The organism is Nitratireductor sp. B36 (genome assembly GCF_020833685.1).
In the GTDB taxonomy this organism is placed as follows: Bacteria; Pseudomonadota; Alphaproteobacteria; order Rhizobiales; family Rhizobiaceae; genus Nitratireductor.
Genome location: NZ_JACKZY010000003.1, coordinates 245850 through 262898 on the forward strand (window position 1 = coordinate 245850; position 17049 = coordinate 262898).

15 protein-coding genes are annotated in these 17049 nt (G+C 59.4%); 11 read left to right on the top strand and 4 right to left on the bottom strand.

Translation table 11 applies throughout. The features are described from left to right. Position 1 precedes the first annotated feature (1 nt). On the top strand, positions 2 to 208 hold the full coding sequence (locus H7H48_RS12900; protein ID WP_229449474.1) for a DUF1737 domain-containing protein: 207 nt from the start codon (positions 2 to 4) through the stop codon (positions 206 to 208). 1 nt (position 209) lies between these two features. Here H7H48_RS12900 and H7H48_RS12905 read toward each other — a convergent pair whose 3' ends face one another. Beyond that, positions 210 to 632 (bottom strand): metallopeptidase family protein, encoded by a 423-nt coding sequence (locus tag H7H48_RS12905; protein WP_229449475.1) that lies wholly within the window; start codon positions 630 to 632, stop codon positions 210 to 212. A gap of 176 nt (positions 633 to 808) precedes the next feature. Between H7H48_RS12905 and ybgF the strand changes: the two genes are divergently transcribed. From ybgF to H7H48_RS12935, 6 genes are all read left to right on the top strand, one after another. Continuing rightward, positions 809 to 1762, top strand: coding sequence for a tol-pal system protein YbgF (gene ybgF / locus H7H48_RS12910; RefSeq protein ID WP_229449476.1), 954 nt, complete (start codon positions 809 to 811; stop codon positions 1760 to 1762). Between the two features lie 8 nt (positions 1763 to 1770). Next, a complete protein-coding gene (gene tilS / locus H7H48_RS12915) occupies positions 1771 to 3063 on the top strand; it encodes a tRNA lysidine(34) synthetase TilS (RefSeq protein ID WP_229449477.1) in 1293 nt (430 codons plus the stop codon). A gap of 144 nt (positions 3064 to 3207) precedes the next feature. Next, on the top strand, positions 3208 to 5148 hold the full coding sequence (ftsH, locus tag H7H48_RS12920; RefSeq protein WP_229449478.1) for an ATP-dependent zinc metalloprotease FtsH: 1941 nt from the start codon (positions 3208 to 3210) through the stop codon (positions 5146 to 5148). 288 nt (positions 5149 to 5436) lie between these two features. Beyond that, positions 5437 to 6789, top strand: coding sequence for a phosphoglucosamine mutase (gene glmM / locus H7H48_RS12925; RefSeq protein WP_223022176.1), 1353 nt, complete (start codon positions 5437 to 5439; stop codon positions 6787 to 6789). A 273-nt stretch (positions 6790 to 7062) separates the two neighbouring features. Beyond that, a complete protein-coding gene (locus H7H48_RS12930; RefSeq protein WP_229449479.1) occupies positions 7063 to 7920 on the top strand; it encodes an outer membrane protein in 858 nt (285 codons plus the stop codon). Positions 7921 to 8086: 166 nt separating this feature from the next. Next, a complete protein-coding gene (locus H7H48_RS12935) occupies positions 8087 to 8926 on the top strand; it encodes an outer membrane protein (protein WP_229449480.1) in 840 nt (279 codons plus the stop codon). Positions 8927 to 8989: 63 nt separating this feature from the next. On the opposite strand, the gene H7H48_RS12940 is transcribed toward H7H48_RS12935, so the two are convergent. From H7H48_RS12940 to H7H48_RS12950, 3 genes are all read right to left on the bottom strand, one after another. Further along, the gene (locus tag H7H48_RS12940) at positions 8990 to 9634 is read right to left on the bottom strand and encodes a LysE family translocator (RefSeq protein ID WP_229449481.1); all 645 of its coding nucleotides are present in this window, start codon (positions 9632 to 9634) and stop codon (positions 8990 to 8992) included. Beyond that, complete coding sequence (gene polA / locus H7H48_RS12945) at positions 9621 to 12533, bottom strand: DNA polymerase I (RefSeq protein WP_229449482.1); 2913 nt, start codon at positions 12531 to 12533, stop codon at positions 9621 to 9623. Before polA ends, H7H48_RS12940 begins: the two co-directional genes overlap by 14 nt. Positions 12534 to 12866: 333 nt before the next feature. After that, positions 12867 to 13298, bottom strand: coding sequence for a Fur family transcriptional regulator (locus H7H48_RS12950; protein WP_229449483.1), 432 nt, complete (start codon positions 13296 to 13298; stop codon positions 12867 to 12869). A 196-nt stretch (positions 13299 to 13494) separates the two neighbouring features. On the opposite strand from H7H48_RS12950, the gene H7H48_RS12955 reads away from it, so the two are divergent. Genes H7H48_RS12955 through H7H48_RS12970 form a run of 4 tightly spaced genes read left to right on the top strand, consistent with a single transcriptional unit; the run spans position 13495 to position 17034 of the window. Beyond that, a complete protein-coding gene (locus H7H48_RS12955; RefSeq protein WP_229449484.1) occupies positions 13495 to 14388 on the top strand; it encodes a metal ABC transporter substrate-binding protein in 894 nt (297 codons plus the stop codon). Beyond that, a complete protein-coding gene (locus H7H48_RS12960; RefSeq protein WP_229449485.1) occupies positions 14385 to 15290 on the top strand; it encodes a manganese/iron ABC transporter ATP-binding protein in 906 nt (301 codons plus the stop codon). The genes H7H48_RS12955 and H7H48_RS12960 overlap by 4 nt, the downstream gene beginning before the upstream one ends. Continuing rightward, positions 15287 to 16162 (top strand): metal ABC transporter permease, encoded by an 876-nt coding sequence (locus H7H48_RS12965; RefSeq protein WP_229449486.1) that lies wholly within the window; start codon positions 15287 to 15289, stop codon positions 16160 to 16162. Before H7H48_RS12960 ends, H7H48_RS12965 begins: the two co-directional genes overlap by 4 nt. Beyond that, positions 16159 to 17034, top strand: coding sequence for a metal ABC transporter permease (locus H7H48_RS12970; RefSeq protein WP_229449487.1), 876 nt, complete (start codon positions 16159 to 16161; stop codon positions 17032 to 17034). The genes H7H48_RS12965 and H7H48_RS12970 overlap by 4 nt, the downstream gene beginning before the upstream one ends. Positions 17035 to 17049: the final 15 nt, after the last annotated feature.

Below are 17049 nucleotides of genomic sequence, written 5' to 3' on the forward strand. Positions count from 1 at the left end.
GATGAGGCTCTATCGTTTTTTGACCGGCCCGGACGATGCAAGCTTCTGTCACAAGGTGACGGCTGCTCTCAACAAGGGCTGGTTGCTGCACGGATCGCCCAGCTACGCCTATGATGCCGAAGCCAAATCGATGCGGTGCGGACAGGCGGTCTACAAGGAGGTCGAAGGGGTGGAGTACACACCCGAGATGAAGCTCGGGGAGTATTGAGTCAGGCCACAGCCTCTTCGATACGCGCCATATCATCATCGGTCAGGCCGAAATGGTGGCCGACTTCATGAATGAGAACGTGGTTGATGATGTCGCCCAGCGTCTCCTCATTTTCGGCCCAGTAATCAAGAATGGCGCGCCGGTAAAGCGTGATGCGGTTCGGCCCTTCGCCGGTGGCGGGGTTCCAGCGTTCAGCGATGCCGCGCCCCTCAAACAGACCGAGGAGGTCGAAAGGCGTCTCCAGGGCGAGATCGTCCATGATTTCCTCGGTGGGGAACTCCGCCACCTGAATGATGATCTCGCCCGTTAGCTGACGGAACTCCTCGGGAAAATTTGCATAAGCTTCGAGCGCTAAAAGCTCCATCTCCTGAAGCGAAGGCGAAAGCTGGTTTTCCCAGGCCCGTGTCTGATAGATGCGTGCCATTCCTAGTCCTTTGAGGCGCCATATAGCGGTTTATGTGACCGGTTTCGAGAGTGAAATGCGCCTTTGCGTTCGGCGTCAGATGCCAAAATTCAAAATTTGGCCGAAGTCTCGCGCCCTGATAAAGAGCAAATGGGGCGAAGAACAGCCCTGTTGTCTATTGCGAAAGCGAGATTGGAATGTTTTTGCGAACTATTCTCGGCGGCGTTCTAGCGTTGCCGTTTCTCATGGCGGGGCACGCTTTTGCGTTTGGTCCCGCGACAGCGCCAACAGCCGGCTTTGCCAAACAGAATGGCGGTCACGTTGTTCTTGTCCAGGCGGGCGATCCACGGGTCAGCGGCCTGGAAGAGCAGGTCCGTGAACTCAATGGACGTGTGGAAGAGCTGAACTTCCAGATTCTGCAGATGCAGGATCAATTGCGTCGCATGCAGGAGGATAACGAGTTCCGTTTTCAGGAGTTGGAAAAAAACGGCGGATCGGGAGCAGCGCCGGCAGGGGGGCTTTCCGACCAGCGTACCGAGCGGCTGCCGCCTTCGAATAGCCCGGAGGGCAATCTGAACGGTGGAACCCAAAGTGCGTCACGGGACGCGCCGACCGTTGGTGAACCACCACGAACGCTCGGCAGCGTTCGTTTCGATGCAAATGGTAATATTGTCGGCGGAGAAGTCGGCGAGCCCATCGATCTCACCCGCTCGGGTGAGATTGGTCCGATCGGACAAGGTGACCAGATGGCCTCGCTCCCCTCTGCGGATGACCCGGAAGAGCTCTACAGGAACTCTTACGAATTCATCCTTTCGGGCGATTACAAGACGGCGGAAGCCGGCTTCCGTCAGCATATTGACCGCTTTCCAAGCGATACCCGTACACCGGACGCGCATTTCTGGCTCGGAGAGTCGCTTCTTGGGCAGGACCGTTATCGCGATGCAGCGGAGATCTTTCTGCGCGCAAGCCGGGAGTATCCAAATGCCGACAAGGCCCCTGATATGCTTCTCAAGCTCGGCATCTCGCTTGCTGCGATGAACCAGCGCGACGTGGCCTGTGTCACCTATAACGAAATTGGCCAGAAATACCCTGATATCTCCACGGCGCTGCGCGAGCGCGTGAAGCAGGAACAGGCGCTCGCGGGTTGTTGAACCCGGTGATGCAGCCAGATCCGCGACAGCTTTTCGACGGTATCGCATTCTCCCGGCATCATGGGGTGGTTGCAGCGGTCTCCGGCGGTGGCGATTCCCTCGCTCTACTTCTTCTTCTTCAGGAATTCCTCGATTCACAGGCAGATGCTCCGGCTCTTACAGCCGTGACGGTCGATCACGGGCTAAGGGCGGAAGCCGCAGATGAGGCGCGCTTTGTTGCCGGGCTTTGCGCCTCCCGCGGCATCGCACACCGCACGATGGTCTGGCGCGGCGAAAAGCCGGCGACGGGCCTCTCGGCCGCTGCGCGCTCGGCTCGGCTGGAGCTTCTTGCGCAGGCGGCGCAGTCAGTCGGGGCAGGGCTTGTCTTTACGGGCCATACCCGGGATGACCAGGCCGAGACGGTATCCATGCGTGCTGCGCGCGGCACCGGACGTGGTGGTGCCGGCATCGCCCCGGCTTCACTCCACAACAGCGGAATCTGGTTTGTGCGGCCATTGCTTGCTTGCGGACGGGCGGAGCTCCGCAATTATCTGGCGAAGCAGAACATTCGCTGGATCGATGATCCGACCAATGATGATCCCAATTATGAGCGCGTGCGTGTGCGCCGCTCACTAACTCCTGAAGGGGTGGCAGGATGCGTTGCAGAAGCTGACGACGTCGCTAGCGAGCGTCGTTTGCTTGGAACGCGCGCGGCGCGGCTAATCGACGATCATGTACGCCAGATGGCGCCGGGGCTCTATCGGGTTGATCCGGCTCTTGTGGAAGACACGGACAGTGCGGGGGCGCTCTATGCCTTGAGGGTCCTGGCAGCGATGGTCGGAGGCGCGTCCCACTTGCCGCCCGAGAACGCATCGGAGCGTGTCTTTGCCGCGCTTCGGGGCGGCGTTTGCGCCACATTGTCGCGGTCCGTGATCGACTATCGTTCCAGCGGCGTCTATCTTCACCGTGAACGGCGCAACCTGCCCGTCAGAATGCGTGTTAGGCAGGGGATGCTCTGGGATGGGCGCTATCGGATCACCGATGGCGACGGTCTGCATGTGGCTCCATTCGGGGGCGTCGCACGCGATCATCCAGCCGAGGCAGACCCTGATCTGCCCCAGGATCTTCAATTTGCAGCACAATTTGCCGAGCCGGCCCTGTGGCGCGGCGATGCATTGATCGGGGCGGCCCTGGATGCGGATGGAGGGGTCAAGGTCGGTGTACCTGCGCCCTGGGCGACGCTGCTTCCCTCCTTCGACGTTGATGTGGCGAAGGCCCTTATCCGTCTGTTGGGCGGGAAAACTGTTCTCGCCTTGCCTTGAGCGCACCACATTCAGTGACGAAGCTTAACCTAAAGGCGAGCTGGTGCAGTGCTTCGGCTTGGCAAGAAAGCGCCGGCTCCCTATGTTAATTCAGACCATGAAAAACGGACGATCGCCGGGCTACGGCGAGTATGCGGGACTTATATGAATCCGAATTACAGAAACTTTGCGCTCTGGGCGATTATCGCCGTCCTGCTGATTGCGCTCTTCAACCTGTTCCAGGCTCCCCAGCAGCGCGGTGCGACGCGCGATATTGCGTATTCGCAGTTTCTGGAAGAGCTTTCCTCGGGAAGCATTGAATCGGTGACGATCACCGGTGATCGCATCACCGGCACCTATACGGGCAATCGCACGCCCTTCCAGACCTATTCGCCGGGCGATCCCTCGCTTGTGCAGCGCCTGGAAGAACGCGGCGTGACGATCAATGCGCGTCCTGAAACCGACGGTTCCAATTCTTTCCTCGGCTATCTCGTGTCGTGGCTGCCGATGATCCTGATCCTGGGCGTGTGGATCTTCTTCATGCGCCAGATGCAGTCGGGCTCGGGCCGGGCGATGGGATTCGGCAAATCCAAGGCCAAGTTGCTGACGGAAGCTCATGGCCGCGTCACCTTCCAGGACGTGGCGGGTGTCGATGAGGCCAAGGAAGATCTTGAGGAAATCGTCGAGTTCCTGCGCGATCCGCAGAAATTCCAGCGACTCGGCGGCAAGATCCCGCGTGGCGTGCTGCTTGTCGGCCCGCCCGGAACCGGCAAGACGCTTCTTGCCCGCTCGGTGGCGGGTGAGGCCAATGTGCCGTTCTTCACCATTTCGGGTTCGGATTTCGTGGAAATGTTCGTCGGTGTCGGTGCATCCCGCGTGCGCGACATGTTCGAGCAGGCCAAGAAGAATGCGCCCTGCATCATCTTCATCGACGAAATCGATGCGGTTGGCCGTCATCGTGGTGCCGGTCTTGGCGGTGGTAACGATGAACGCGAGCAGACGCTGAACCAGCTCCTGGTCGAGATGGACGGTTTCGAGGCGAATGAAGGCATCATCCTGATTGCCGCCACCAACCGCCCGGACGTTCTGGACCCCGCGCTTCTGCGTCCGGGCCGTTTCGACCGCCAGGTGGTGGTGCCGAACCCGGATGTGGCCGGCCGCGAGAAGATCCTGAAAGTGCATGTGCGCAATGTGCCGATGGCGCCGAATGTCGACTTGAAGGTCGTTGCGCGTGGAACGCCGGGCTTTTCCGGTGCCGACCTCGCCAATCTCGTCAACGAGGCGGCTCTGATGGCAGCGCGGCGCAACAAGCGTCTGGTCACCATGCAGGAGTTCGAAGACGCCAAGGACAAGGTGATGATGGGTGCCGAGCGCCGCTCGCACGCCATGACCCAGGAAGAAAAGGAACTCACCGCCTATCACGAGGCCGGCCACGCCATTGTCGCACTCAATGTGCCGAAGGCTGATCCTGTCCACAAGGCGACGATCATTCCGCGCGGTCGAGCTCTCGGCATGGTCATGCAGCTCCCCGAAGGCGACCGCTATTCGATGAGCTACAAGTGGATGATATCGCGTCTGGCCATCATGATGGGCGGGCGCGTGGCCGAAGAGCTAAAATTCGGCAAGGAGAACATCACTTCAGGCGCTTCCTCGGACATCGAGCAGGCGACGAAGCTCGCCCGCGCCATGGTTACGCAGTGGGGCTTTTCCGACGAACTCGGCCAGGTGGCCTATGGCGAGAACCAGGAAGAGGTGTTCCTGGGCCATTCCGTGGCGCGTCAGCAGAACATGTCGCAGGAGACGCAGCAGAAGATCGACAGCGAAGTGCGCCGCCTGATCGACGAAGCCTATGCGACAGCGCGCGATATCCTGACCAAGAAGAAGAAGGGTTGGATCGCCATCGCCGAAGGGCTGCTGGAGTATGAGACGCTTTCGGGCGACGAAATTCAGGCGCTGCTCAAGGGTGAGAAGCCGTCGCGCGATGCTGGCGACGATACGCCCCCGTCTCGCGGTTCGGCTGTGCCAAAGACCGGCACCCGATCCCAGGGACAGAAGAAGGGTGGCGACGAGCCTGAGAGCGGTATGGAGCCGCAGCCGCAGGGCTGAGCCTGCTCTGCGGACCATATAGCCATTGTTGAGAAAAGCCGTGAACGTCGTTTCGCGGCTTTTTTCGTGCGCAGCCATGTGAGACAGGCCAGATGGCGGGCTCTGGCATCCTGTCTTGTTAATTTGCCTTTAAGTATAATTCGCAAGCAGACGTTTAGTCGAAAAGCGTTACACTGCCTCACAGAATTTGATGCAAACGAGTGCTGCTCTTATGGCAAAGAGTGACTGGGGGATGCCGCTTTGACGAGAAAACCAGACAAAGTGCGCCAGACGGGCAGCAAGGGAAAAATGACAAAAAAATACTTTGGTACCGACGGGATTCGCGGGCGTGCGAACCGGTTCCCGATGACGGGCGAGATCGCGATGAAGGTCGGCATGGCAGCAGGCCTTTCGTTTCAGAACGGGAGCCATCGCCACCGCGTGGTGCTCGGCAAGGATACCCGGCTTTCCGGCTATATGATCGAAAACGCCTTGGTTTCCGGTTTCTGTGCCGCCGGCATGGATGTGTTTCTGCTGGGGCCGATACCCACGCCCGCAGTGGCCATGCTTGTGCGTTCGCTGCGCGCCGATATCGGCGTGATGATTTCAGCTTCCCACAATCCCTATTACGACAACGGTATCAAACTCTTTGGACCCGATGGCTACAAGCTGTCGGACAAGATCGAGGGCCGTATCGAGGCGATGCTCGACAAGGAAGTCGAGTTGGCGCTTGCCGACAATGGCGGACTTGGCCGGGCCAAGCGCGTCGACGGGGTTCACGATCGTTACATCGAATTCGCCAAGCGTACCTTGCCACGCTCCATGTCCCTTTCCGGGCTGCGCATCGTGGTCGATTGTGCCAACGGTGCCGCCTATAAGGTTGCACCTGCCGTTCTCTGGGAACTCGGGGCCGAGGTCGTTGCCATCAATGTTGAGCCCAACGGTGTCAACATCAATGAAGATTGCGGATCCACACATCCTCTCGGCCTCGCCAAGAAGGTGCATGAGGTGCGGGCTGACATCGGCATCGCACTCGATGGCGACGCGGACCGCGTCGTGATCGTCGATGAAAATGGCACGGTGATCGATGGCGACCAGATCATGGCGCTCATCGCGCAATCCTGGCACAAGGCGGGAAAGCTCCAGGGCGGCGGCGTTGTCGCGACAGTCATGTCCAATCTCGGGCTGGAGCGTTTCATGGGGGATCTGAAGCTCGATCTGCACCGCGTAAAGGTTGGTGACCGCTATGTGGTTGAACGCATGCGTGCCAATGGGCTGAACGTTGGCGGTGAGCAGTCAGGTCACGTTGTTCTCTCGGATTTCTCGACCACGGGCGACGGGCTGGTTGCGGCACTGCAGGTGCTTGCCTGCATTAAGCGGGAGAACCGCCCTGCCAGCGAAGTCTGCAAAAAGTTCGAGCCTGTCCCACAGCTCCTGAAGAATGTGCGCATCTCCGGCGGGAAGCCACTCGAATCGGCTCCGGTGAAGTCGGCCATCGCCGAAGCGGAAGCCCGGTTGGGTGGCAAGGGGCGGCTTGTCATCCGGCCGTCCGGCACCGAGCCGCTCATCCGCGTGATGGCGGAGGCGGACGATCCGGCACTGGTTGAGAGCGTGGTCGATGACGTCATCAACGCGATTGCAGACTCCAAGAACGCGGCCTGACGCGACGGAAGAGAGACAGCAGAGACGCCGGCGCTGAGCGCCGGCTTTTTTTGCGTTTCGCGCGGTTGGCCAAGCTGACACAGGACCGATCTCTGGCCGCCCGGACACCGGATGGCTCATTCCCGATCCGGCCACTTCCCGCAAAACGTGCATGGTGAACGTGGTTAAGGCTTAGGGTTAAGCCGTATTTAACTTTTTTGCTCAAATACTCCCGTCGAGTTGCAATTTGCCACTGTGCCCAGGGGGGCGCGGCAACGCCAAGGATGGGATGTTATGTTGAAGTCTATGAAGGTCTTCGGGGCGGCCTTGCTGCTAAGTGCTCCGACCGCCGGCTATGCTGCGGATCTGTATGAGCCACCGATCATCGAAGCTCCCGAACCTCTGCCGCCGGTGGTCCAGCCGGCCCCGTCCTTTGGCGGCTGGTATATTCGCGGCGACATCGACTACCACTGGTCGAAGCTGCGTGGTACCGAATACATCACCTATGGTCCCGCACCGGGTGGTCTTCGCGGCGGAACAGCCTCGTTCGACACGACCGATCTCAAGGGCGCCATGTCGCTCGGTGCCGGTATCGGCTACCAGATCAACAAGTACCTCCGGACGGACTTGACGGCCGACTATTGGTTCAAGTCTGACTTCACCGGCTCCACCTCCGGCGACTGCGGCGGTAGTCCCTGCGTGTCCACGGACACGTCGGCTTACAGCGCCTGGCTCCTGATGGCCAATGCTTATGTCGATCTCGGCACCTATTACGGCTTCACCCCCTATGTGGGTGCAGGTATTGGTGGCGCCTACATCATGTGGGATGATCTGACGAACTCGATATCGGGCGGCAGCACCACCGTGCACGAGGGCTCCAGCAACTGGCGTTTCGCCTACTCGCTGATGGCCGGTACCTCTTACTGCCTCACCGAAAACCTCAATCTCGATATGGGCTATCGCTTCACGCGCGTCGCAGGCGGCCGCATGTTCGAATACGCGTCTGGCGTTGCACCCGGTTTTGACGACGGCTTCAACGTGCACGAAGCACGTGCCGGTTTGCGGTATCAGTTCGGCGGCAGCTCCAACTGCGCGCAGCCGCAGGTGGTCAGCTACGACCCGCCGCCGTTTGAACCGCCGGTTTACAAATAGAATCAGCGATTTGGCTTTTCGCACCGCCCGGCTTTGCGCCGGGCGGTTTTTGTTTGCGCGGTAACCCGGTGTTAGCCTTAACCTCGGCTTAACCCAGATGGTTAACAATGATCTCCAACAGCGGCGGGGGCAGCGTTTATCCGTCGCATTTTGCGGAGTTCGGATTATGCGCACCATCACCCGTCTGTTTGCTTCCTCGGTATGCCTGACGCTGATTTCGATCGGCACGGTCGCTGCCGCTGACTACGATCCACCCATCATCATCGATCAGGCGCCTGATGTGGTGCCGGTGGAGATTGGTAGCGGCTGGTATCTGCGCGGCGATATCGGCTATTCGCTGAAGACAGAAGCGAAGGACCCCTTCACCTATCGGACCTTTGACGGCGCCAGCTATGGGTCAGCTTCATTCGACAGTGTTTCGCTGTCCGATAATTTCACCTTTGGTATCGGCGCCGGCTACTCCTTTACAGACTGGCTTCGTGCCGATGTGACACTGGATCGATTCTCAGCCGATTTCAGCGGTTCTACCTCGAGCGCCACTCCATGTCCCGGAAGCCCGGTCGGTACCACCTGTCGTTCTGAAGATTCGTCCGAGGTAACCGGCTATTCGATGCTTCTGAATGGCTATGTTGATCTCGGCACTTTTGTCGGCTTCACGCCTTATGTGGGTGCTGGTGTTGGCTACACCTATCTCCGCTGGGATGATCTTTCCAACAGCTCATACTGTGTAGGTGGCGCTTGTCCGTCGCCGGCTCTGGTGGGCACGGCAACGCACTCCGGTGAGTCGGACTGGCGTTTCACCTATGCCCTGATGGCCGGTGTGTCCTATGACTTCTCCAACAATATGAAAGTCGATCTGGGCTATCGCTATCGCAATATAGATGGTGGTGACATGTTTGGTTGGGATGCAGCCACCGCAGGTGCAGGAGCAACCGGCATCCAGGGGACTGACAGCGGCCTTTCCATGCATGAGATCAAGGTTGGCCTGCGTTACGAGCTCTGGTGAGCACAGCCAGACAACCGGCTGAGTGATAACGAGACCCCGCTGCCACAGCGGGGTTTCATACATTCAGCGGGCTGTCGACCAGCCGAACCAAAGAGCGACGAGCGCGAGCAGCGCGGAAAGCGTACGCCGCGCGATGCGTTCCCGACGCGGATCGGTCAAAAACGGTTGCAAGCGGCTGGCCAACACAACAATCAGCCCGTGAATCAGTGTGGCGATGCCCACATAAATCAGCGTCAGAACCAGGGTCTGCGGTGTGAGCGATAGTGACGGATTGACGAAAGTGGGCAGCACCGCAATGTAAAAAACGGCAGCCTTCGGGTTAAGCAAATTGGTGATCAGTCCACGAAGAAAGTGCTGTTCGTCCGGCCTGTCGCCCGCAGAGACCACGTCACTGCCCTGCCGCCAGCCATCCCATGCGAGGTAGAGCAGGAACACAACCCCGGCCCAGCGTAGAGCCTCATAGAGCAGCATGGAAGCCTGGATGATCTGTGCGACACCAAGCGCTGCGATAGTACCGACGATGCCGAGCCCTAGCGCGACACCGGCAACGGTGGCAAAACCTGCTCGGCGGCCCTCCGACGCGGATATCAGCGCCAGATAGGCCATGTTGGGACCCGGGGTGAGCTCGATCAGCGTCGATGCCAAAGCGAATGAGGCGATGACGTTCAGATCGAGTTCCCAGAGGGTCATGACATCAGTGGGCTTCATCCCAGTTGTTCGCGGCGCGCGCTTCCACCTGAAGAGGAACGGAAAGCGCGCGCGCTGGCAGAGCCGCGTTCTCCATCACCTCGCAGATGACGGGGATGGCCTTTTCCACCTTGCTCTCCGGCGCTTCGAAGATCAGCTCATCATGGACCTGGAGCAGCATCTGAACGTCTTCGAGGCCTGCATCAGCAAGTGCGTTTTCCATACGGGCCATGGCGCGGCGGATGATGTCGGCTGCCGAGCCCTGGATGGGAGCGTTGATCGCCGCACGTTCGTTGAAAGCGCGCAATTGCGGATTGGATGAGCGAATTTCAGGATAATGTGCGCGCCGCCCGAAGATCGTCTCCACATAGCCGCGTTCCTTTGCCTTGGCCTTGGTGGAATCCATGTAATCCTTGATGCCGGGGAAACGCTCGAAATAGCGTTTGATATAGGCGCTGGCCTCTTCACGCGGAATGCCGAGCTGATTGGCCAACCCGAACGCCGAAATACCGTAGATGATACCGAAGTTGATCGCCTTGGCGCGGCGGCGCACCTCCGGCGGCATGCCCTCAATCGGTACATCGAACATTTCGGAAGCCGTCATGGCGTGAATGTCCAGCCCGTCGGCAAAAGCCTTCTTCAGTTCTGGGATATCGGCCACATGGGCAAGCACACGCAGTTCGATCTGGCTGTAGTCGGCCGAGATCAGCCTGGCGCCCTCAGGTGCCACGAAGGCGGTGCGGATTTTGCGGCCTTCCGTGGTGCGGATCGGGATGTTCTGCAGATTCGGTTCGGACGATGAGAGGCGTCCAGTCGTGGTGGAAGCAAGTGCGTAAGAGGTGTGCACCCGCTTGCTTTCAGGGTTGATGTAGCCTGGCAAAGCATCCGTGTAGGTGGATTTGAGCTTGGTCACCTGACGCCAGTCGACGATCTTGCGCGGGAGCTCATGGCCCGCGGCTGCAAGGTCTTCGAGCACCTGCGCCGAAGTCGACCATTGGCCGGTCTTGGTCTTGCTGCCGCCCGGCAGGCCCATCTTGCCGAACAGGATCTCGCCAAGCTGCTTGGGTGAGCCGATGGTGAATCGCTCCCCGGCCAGCTCGTAGATTTCATCCTCTATGCCTGCGGCCGTCTGGGCGAAATCGCCGGAAAGCCGTGAGAGAATTTGCCGGTCGACCGCAATGCCGCGATGTTCCATACGGCTAATTACCGGGATCATGGGCCGTTCAAGCCGTTCATAAACGGAAACGAGGCCTTCAGCGGCAAGTCGCGGTTTCAGCACCTGCCAAAGCCGCAAGGTGATGTCGGCATCCTCGGCGGCGTAGGCGGTGGCCCGCTCCAGTTCGACCATGTCGAATGTCACCTGCTTTCGGCCCGTTCCCGTCAGTTCCTTGTAGGGAATGGGTGTGTGGCCGAGCCAGCGTTCGGAAAGCGCATCCATGCCGTGGCTCACGGTGCCATGGCTGCCCGTTCCGGCATCGAGCACATAGGAGATGAGCATGGTGTCGTCGACACCGACGATCTCCACGCCCAGCCTATACATCAACAGCCAGTCGTATTTGAGGTTCTGGCCGATCTTGAGCACGGCCGGATCAGCCATGATGGCGCGGATCGCCTCCAGCGCATCTTTCTGTGCAATCTGGTTCTCAATCAGCCCGCCACCCAGGAGATCGCCGTCTCCGCTCTTGTGGTTAAGGGGCACATAGGCGGCGCGACCCGGCCTGGTGGCTAGCGAGAAACCGCACAGCTCCGCCTGCATTGGGTCGAGAGATGTGGTCTCGGTGTCGAAGGCGAGGATACCGGTTTCATAGGCCTCTTCCACCCAGGTTTTCAGTGTGTCCAGATCGCGGATGCATTCGTAGCCGGCGTGGTCGAAGGACTGGGCTGCACCTGCTTCAGCGATACTGGCTGCCAGTTTTGCAGGTGTTGCCGTATCATCCGCGCCGGCCTCCGAAGCGGGATCCAGATCCGGACCATGGGCGCTCTCGCCCGCTTCGACCTCCACATGCGCGGCCTCGATCTCCGCCACTTCGGCTCCGGTGGCCTCGGCAACGCGGCGGGTCAGTGTGGAGAACTCCATCGCCTTCAGAAAGCCGATCAGCTTCGGTCCATCGGGTGGAGCCAGCTCGAACGTGTCGATCCCGTGCTCGACCGGTACGTCGATCCTGAGCTTCACCAATTCACGGGAAATGCGTGCCTTTTCGGCGAATTCGATCAGGTTTTCGCGTCTTTTGTTCTGTTTTATCTCGTTTGCACGAGAAAGCAGCGTGTCGAGATCACCATATTCTTCGAGCAGTTGCGCGGCCGTTTTCGGACCGATTCCGGGGACGCCGGGGACGTTGTCCACCGAATCGCCGGTCAGCGCCTGAAGATCGATCATCTTTTCAGGCGGGACGCCCCATTTCTCGATCACTTCCGGAACCCGGATCTCACGATCCTTCATCGGGTCATACATCGAGACCTGATCGGTGACGAGCTGCATCAGGTCCTTGTCGGAGGAGATGATGGTCGTTTCAGCACCTGCTTCACTCGCCAGCCTGGCATAGGTGGCGATCAGGTCGTCGGCCTCGAAACCCGCCATCTCGATACAGGGAAGATCGAAGGCCTGTGTCGCTTCGCGGATCAGGCCGAACTGCGGCACCAGGTCTTCGGGCGGCTCAGAGCGGTTGGCCTTGTATTCCGGGTAGAGGTCGTTGCGGAAGGTTTTCGAGGAATGGTCGAAAATCACCGCGAAATGCGTCGGTGTGACGCCGACATCCGTGTCACGCGCGTTTTGCAGCAGTTTCCAGAGCATGTTGCAGAAGCCGGCCACGGCGCCGACGGGAAGTCCGTCGGATTTTCGGGTCAGCGGGGGCAGCGCATGATAGGCGCGGAAAATATACCCCGAGCCGTCTACGAGAAAGAGATGATCGCCTTTTTTCATGGCTGTACGGGTAGCGCGGCGGGGGGAGCGTGTCCATGGAAAAGGGGGTGTTCAGCGCCTTTTGGAGAAGCGTGCTGACATGGTCGGACGCGACCTACCGCTTTCTATCACGCGTTTGTTACGAAGATGTAATGTCCGTGCCCTTGAATAGCCACGTTCAGATACAAAATATCAGGAAGCGGCAATTTCCGCCGTTGTCCGGCCTAGGCTCGTCCCCCGCCTTTTCCGGACGAAATAGCGGCAGCCTTTTCCCCCCTCTCCGGGCTGCCGCGGTGTTTCAAGCATGGCCGCCGTGGTTTCCCCTCCACCACGGCGGCTCTTGATTTCAGGGGGCTAGGTTCTCCTGCGCTTTCTGCCGTACAGTTCCAATCGATGATGCACGATGTCATAGCCCAGCGCGCGGGCAATCTCCTCCTGCAGTTCCTCAATCCTGTTTGAATGGAATTCGATGACATCACCTGTGTCGATGTCGATCAGATGGTCATGATGATCGCCATCGGCCTGTTCGAAGCGGGCGCGTCCACCTTCGAAGGCATGGCGATGGATGGCGCCCATCTCTTCGAGAAGCTTCATGGTGCGGTAGACAGTGGACAGCGAGATGCTCGAATCCACCGCGGAGGCGCGCTGGAATATTTCCATTGCGTCGGGATGATCGTCCGTCTCCGTCAAAATGCGCAGAATAACCTTGCGTGGCCGGGTAATGCGAACACCGGCGCGGCGCAATTCCTTCTCGTAATCCGGCTTGTGACTGGCGTGCTGATTCATGGAGCAACTATGCGCCAGATGACAACCAGTTGCAAAGATTCCATCTGTTCTCACTCAAGTTCGCTCCCAAGGAATCCATGCCATCTCTGAGTGTGGCGGTTTTTATTGCAAACGATTTGCAATTGCATTGACGAGCCAAGAAATACGTCCTAGCTTCATACGGACACCGTAGTTCGATGTGCCTCAGGGGATATTCATGCGTTTAGCCAAGGGATTGGCCACTTTCATCGTCGCAACACTCACCGCTACCTCCGCCTTCGCTCAGGATGAGCGCTTCAAGGCGGTCACCACCTTCACCGTAATTGCGGATATGGCACGCAACGTTGCGGGCGATGCAGCAGTGGTCGAGTCCATCACGAAACCCAATGCCGAGATCCACAACTACCAGCCGACTCCGGGTGACATTCTGCGGGCGCAGGATGCCGACCTCATTCTTTGGAACGGGCTTAATCTCGAGCTCTGGTTCGAGCGTTTTTTTCGCAATCTCAGGGACGTGCCAAGCGTGGTGGTGTCGGAGGGCGTTGAGCCGATGGGCATTGCTGAAGGTCCCTATACGGGCAAGCCCAATCCCCATGCCTGGATGTCGCCCAGTGATGCGCTGACCTATGTGGACAACATCCGTGATGCGTTTTCGAAATATGATCCGGAGAATGCCGAGATTTACGCGAGGAATGCGGAAGTATACAAAGCGCAGATCAAAGCGGTTGTGGACCCCATCCGCAAAAGGCTTGAAGCCATTCCCGAGGAGCACCGGGTTCTGGTCACCAGTGAAGGCGCGTTCAGCTATCTTGCCCGCGACTTCGGGCTGAAGGAGCTCTATATCTGGCCCATCAATGCCGACCAGCAGGGCACGCCGCAGCAGGTGCGCCACGTGATCGATCAGATCCGTGAAACCAAGGCTCCGGCCGTTTTCAGCGAGAGCACGGTTTCTCCCGACCCGGCGCAGCAGGTGGCGCGTGAAACCGGCGCGAAATATGGCGGGGTTCTCTATGTCGACTCGCTGAGCGACGCAAGCGGTGAGGTGCCCACCTATCTGGACCTCCTGCGTGTCACGAGCGAGACGATCGCCGAAGGGCTGAGTGGGCAATGAACGCACCTGTCATCACCAAAGACAAAAAACCGGCGGCTGAATCCGCCGGTATCGATGTGCAGGATGTGACCGTCACTTATCGCAATGGTCATACGGCATTGCGTGACGCCAGTTTTTCCATCCCGGCGGGGACGATCGCCGCGCTCGTCGGCGTTAATGGCAGCGGCAAGTCCACACTGTTCAAGGCGATCATGGGTTTTGTGCCCCTCGCCAGAGGAGAGGTGTCCATTCTCGGCCAGCCGGCAGGCCGTGCGCTCAAGCGCAATGTCGTTGCCTATGTGCCGCAAGCCGAAGAAGTGGACTGGAACTTTCCCGTTCTTGTCGAGGACGTTGTGATGATGGGGCGCTATGGCCATATGAATTTCATGCGCTGGCCGCGCCGGCATGATCATGAAATGGTGGCCTCCGCGCTCGAGCGGGTCGGCATGTCCGATTATCGAAAGCGCCAGATCGGTGAACTTTCCGGCGGCCAGAAGAAGCGCGTCTTTCTGGCACGTGCGCTGGCGCAGGAAGGGCGGGTCATCCTGCTCGATGAGCCGTTCACCGGTGTCGATGTGCGCACGGAAGAATCCATCATCGCGCTTCTGAAGGCGTTGCGCGAGGAAGGGCATGTCATGCTGGTCTCGACGCACAATCTGGGCAGTGTGCCACGCTTTTGTGATCGGACCGTTCTGATCAACCGCACGGTGCTGGCTTCCGGGCTGACACCGGAAGTCTTCACCCGCGCCAATCTGGAAAAGGCATTTGGCGGTGTGCTGCGCCAGTTCACGCTTGGCGGGGCGGATCTGCATGAAGACGCAGAAGAGGATTCCCGCAAGCTTACGGTTCTGACCGATGATGAGCGTCCCTTCGTCATTTATGGCGATGAGGACGGTTCCTCGGAAGCGGGTGACAGGAAATGAGCGCTTCTCTGCTCGAACCCTTCTCCTATGGCTATATGGTCAACGCCATGTGGGTGAGCGCGCTGGTGGGAGGTGTCTGCGCGTTTCTCTCGGCTTATCTGATGCTCAAGGGCTGGTCGCTGATCGGCGATGCGCTCTCGCATTCCATCGTGCCAGGCGTAGCCGGGGCCTATATGCTGGGTCTGCCGTTTTCCATCGGCGCGTTCTTTGCCGGCGGGCTTGCGGCCGGTGCGATGTTCTTTCTCAATCAGCGCACCAAGCTGCGCGAGGATGCGATCATCGGCCTGATTTTCACGTCCTTTTTCGGCCTTGGGCTCTTCATGGTCTCGCTTTCGCCAGCGGCGGTGAACATACAGACCATCGTTCTGGGTAATATTCTGGCGATCACGCCATCGGACACGCTGCAGCTCGTCATCATTTCCGGCGTCACGCTGCTGGTGCTTGCATTCAAGTGGAAGGACTTGATGGTCGCGTTTTTCGACGAAAACCATGCGCGCTCCATCGGCCTCAACCCGGGCTTTCTGCGGCTGATTTTCTTCACGCTTCTGAGTGCCTGCACGGTGGCGGCGATGCAGACGGTGGGAGCCTTTCTTGTGATCGCCATGGTGGTAACCCCGGGGGCGACAGCATACCTTCTGACCGACCGCTTTCCACGGCTCGTGGCGATTGCGGTGGCAATTGGCGCGCTCTCAAGCTTCGTTGGTGCTTACGCGAGCTATTTCCTCGATGGGGCGACGGGCGGTATCATCGTCGTGCTGCAGACGCTGGCGTTTCTGACGGCCTTTGTCCTTGCGCCGAAGCACGGGCTTCTGGCGGCGCGCAGGCGGGCCCGTGAGGCGCTGGAAGGCGAGATGCGGGAGATGAGCGCATGAGTGGCTTTTTCGACGCGCTGATGCTCCCCTTCGCGTTTCCCTTCATGCAGCAGGCCTTCATTATCTCGGTGTTGATTGCCGCGCCCATGGCGCTGCTTTCCTGCTTTCTCGTGCTCAAGGGCTGGTCGCTGATGGGCGATGCGGTCAGCCATGCGGTTCTGCCAGGCGTGGTGGTTGCCTATATTATCGGCATACCGTTGGCGCTCGGAGCTTTTGTGGCTGGCATGACCTGCGTTGTGGGCATTGGTTATCTGAAGGAAAACAGCCGTGTGAAGGAAGACACGATCATGGGCGTGGTCTTCTCCGGTATGTTCGGGCTCGGCCTGCTGCTCTACACCAAGATCCAGACCGAGGTGCATCTCGACCATATCCTGTTCGGTGACATGCTGGGCGTGACGTGGGGCGACATCGCGCAGACGGGGATTATCGCGCTTTTCGTCTGCGTGGCGATCGTGCTCTTTCGCCGGGATCTGCTTCTGAATGCGTTCGACGGACAGCACGCCAAGGCAATCGGCCTGCCGGTGCGGGTGCTGCATTACGGGCTTCTGGCCATCCTCTCGCTAACCATCGTGGCGGCGCTCACGGCGGTGGGCATTATCCTCGCGATCGCGCTTCTGATCGGGCCGGGAGCGGTGGCGTTTCTGCTGGTCAGGCGGTTTGACGGGATGCTGCTGGTCAGCCTGGCAGTTGCGCTGTTCTCGTCGTTCTTCGGCGTTTATCTGAGCTTCTTCCTCGATAGCGCGCCGGCGCCGACAATCGTGCTTTTGATGACGGGGCTGTTCCTGGCTGCGTTCGTCTACACGCTGCGTCGCAATGCGCGGGAGGATGCCGCGCGGGAGGTGGAGACCAGCGAACTGGGCGTTGGGCGATGAAGTTCACCGGTACGG

Excerpts from the sequence above, each read along its gene's own strand:
- H7H48_RS12900 (WP_229449474.1), top strand. The coding sequence starts at position 2 with ATGAGGCTCTATCGTTTTTTGACCGGCCCGGACGATGCAAGCTTCTGT.
- H7H48_RS12905 (WP_229449475.1), bottom strand. The coding sequence starts at position 632 with ATGGCACGCATCTATCAGACACGGGCCTGGGAAAACCAGCTTTCGCCT.
- ybgF (WP_229449476.1), top strand. The coding sequence starts at position 809 with ATGTTTTTGCGAACTATTCTCGGCGGCGTTCTAGCGTTGCCGTTTCTC.
- tilS (WP_229449477.1), top strand. The coding sequence starts at position 1,771 with ATGCAGCCAGATCCGCGACAGCTTTTCGACGGTATCGCATTCTCCCGG.
- ftsH (WP_229449478.1), top strand. The coding sequence starts at position 3,208 with ATGAATCCGAATTACAGAAACTTTGCGCTCTGGGCGATTATCGCCGTC.
- glmM (WP_223022176.1), top strand. The coding sequence starts at position 5,437 with ATGACAAAAAAATACTTTGGTACCGACGGGATTCGCGGGCGTGCGAAC.
- H7H48_RS12930 (WP_229449479.1), top strand. The coding sequence starts at position 7,063 with ATGTTGAAGTCTATGAAGGTCTTCGGGGCGGCCTTGCTGCTAAGTGCT.
- H7H48_RS12935 (WP_229449480.1), top strand. The coding sequence starts at position 8,087 with ATGCGCACCATCACCCGTCTGTTTGCTTCCTCGGTATGCCTGACGCTG.
- H7H48_RS12940 (WP_229449481.1), bottom strand. The coding sequence starts at position 9,634 with ATGAAGCCCACTGATGTCATGACCCTCTGGGAACTCGATCTGAACGTC.
- polA (WP_229449482.1), bottom strand. The coding sequence starts at position 12,533 with ATGAAAAAAGGCGATCATCTCTTTCTCGTAGACGGCTCGGGGTATATT.
- H7H48_RS12950 (WP_229449483.1), bottom strand. The coding sequence starts at position 13,298 with ATGAATCAGCACGCCAGTCACAAGCCGGATTACGAGAAGGAATTGCGC.
- H7H48_RS12955 (WP_229449484.1), top strand. The coding sequence starts at position 13,495 with ATGCGTTTAGCCAAGGGATTGGCCACTTTCATCGTCGCAACACTCACC.
- H7H48_RS12960 (WP_229449485.1), top strand. The coding sequence starts at position 14,385 with ATGAACGCACCTGTCATCACCAAAGACAAAAAACCGGCGGCTGAATCC.
- H7H48_RS12965 (WP_229449486.1), top strand. The coding sequence starts at position 15,287 with ATGAGCGCTTCTCTGCTCGAACCCTTCTCCTATGGCTATATGGTCAAC.
- H7H48_RS12970 (WP_229449487.1), top strand. The coding sequence starts at position 16,159 with ATGAGTGGCTTTTTCGACGCGCTGATGCTCCCCTTCGCGTTTCCCTTC.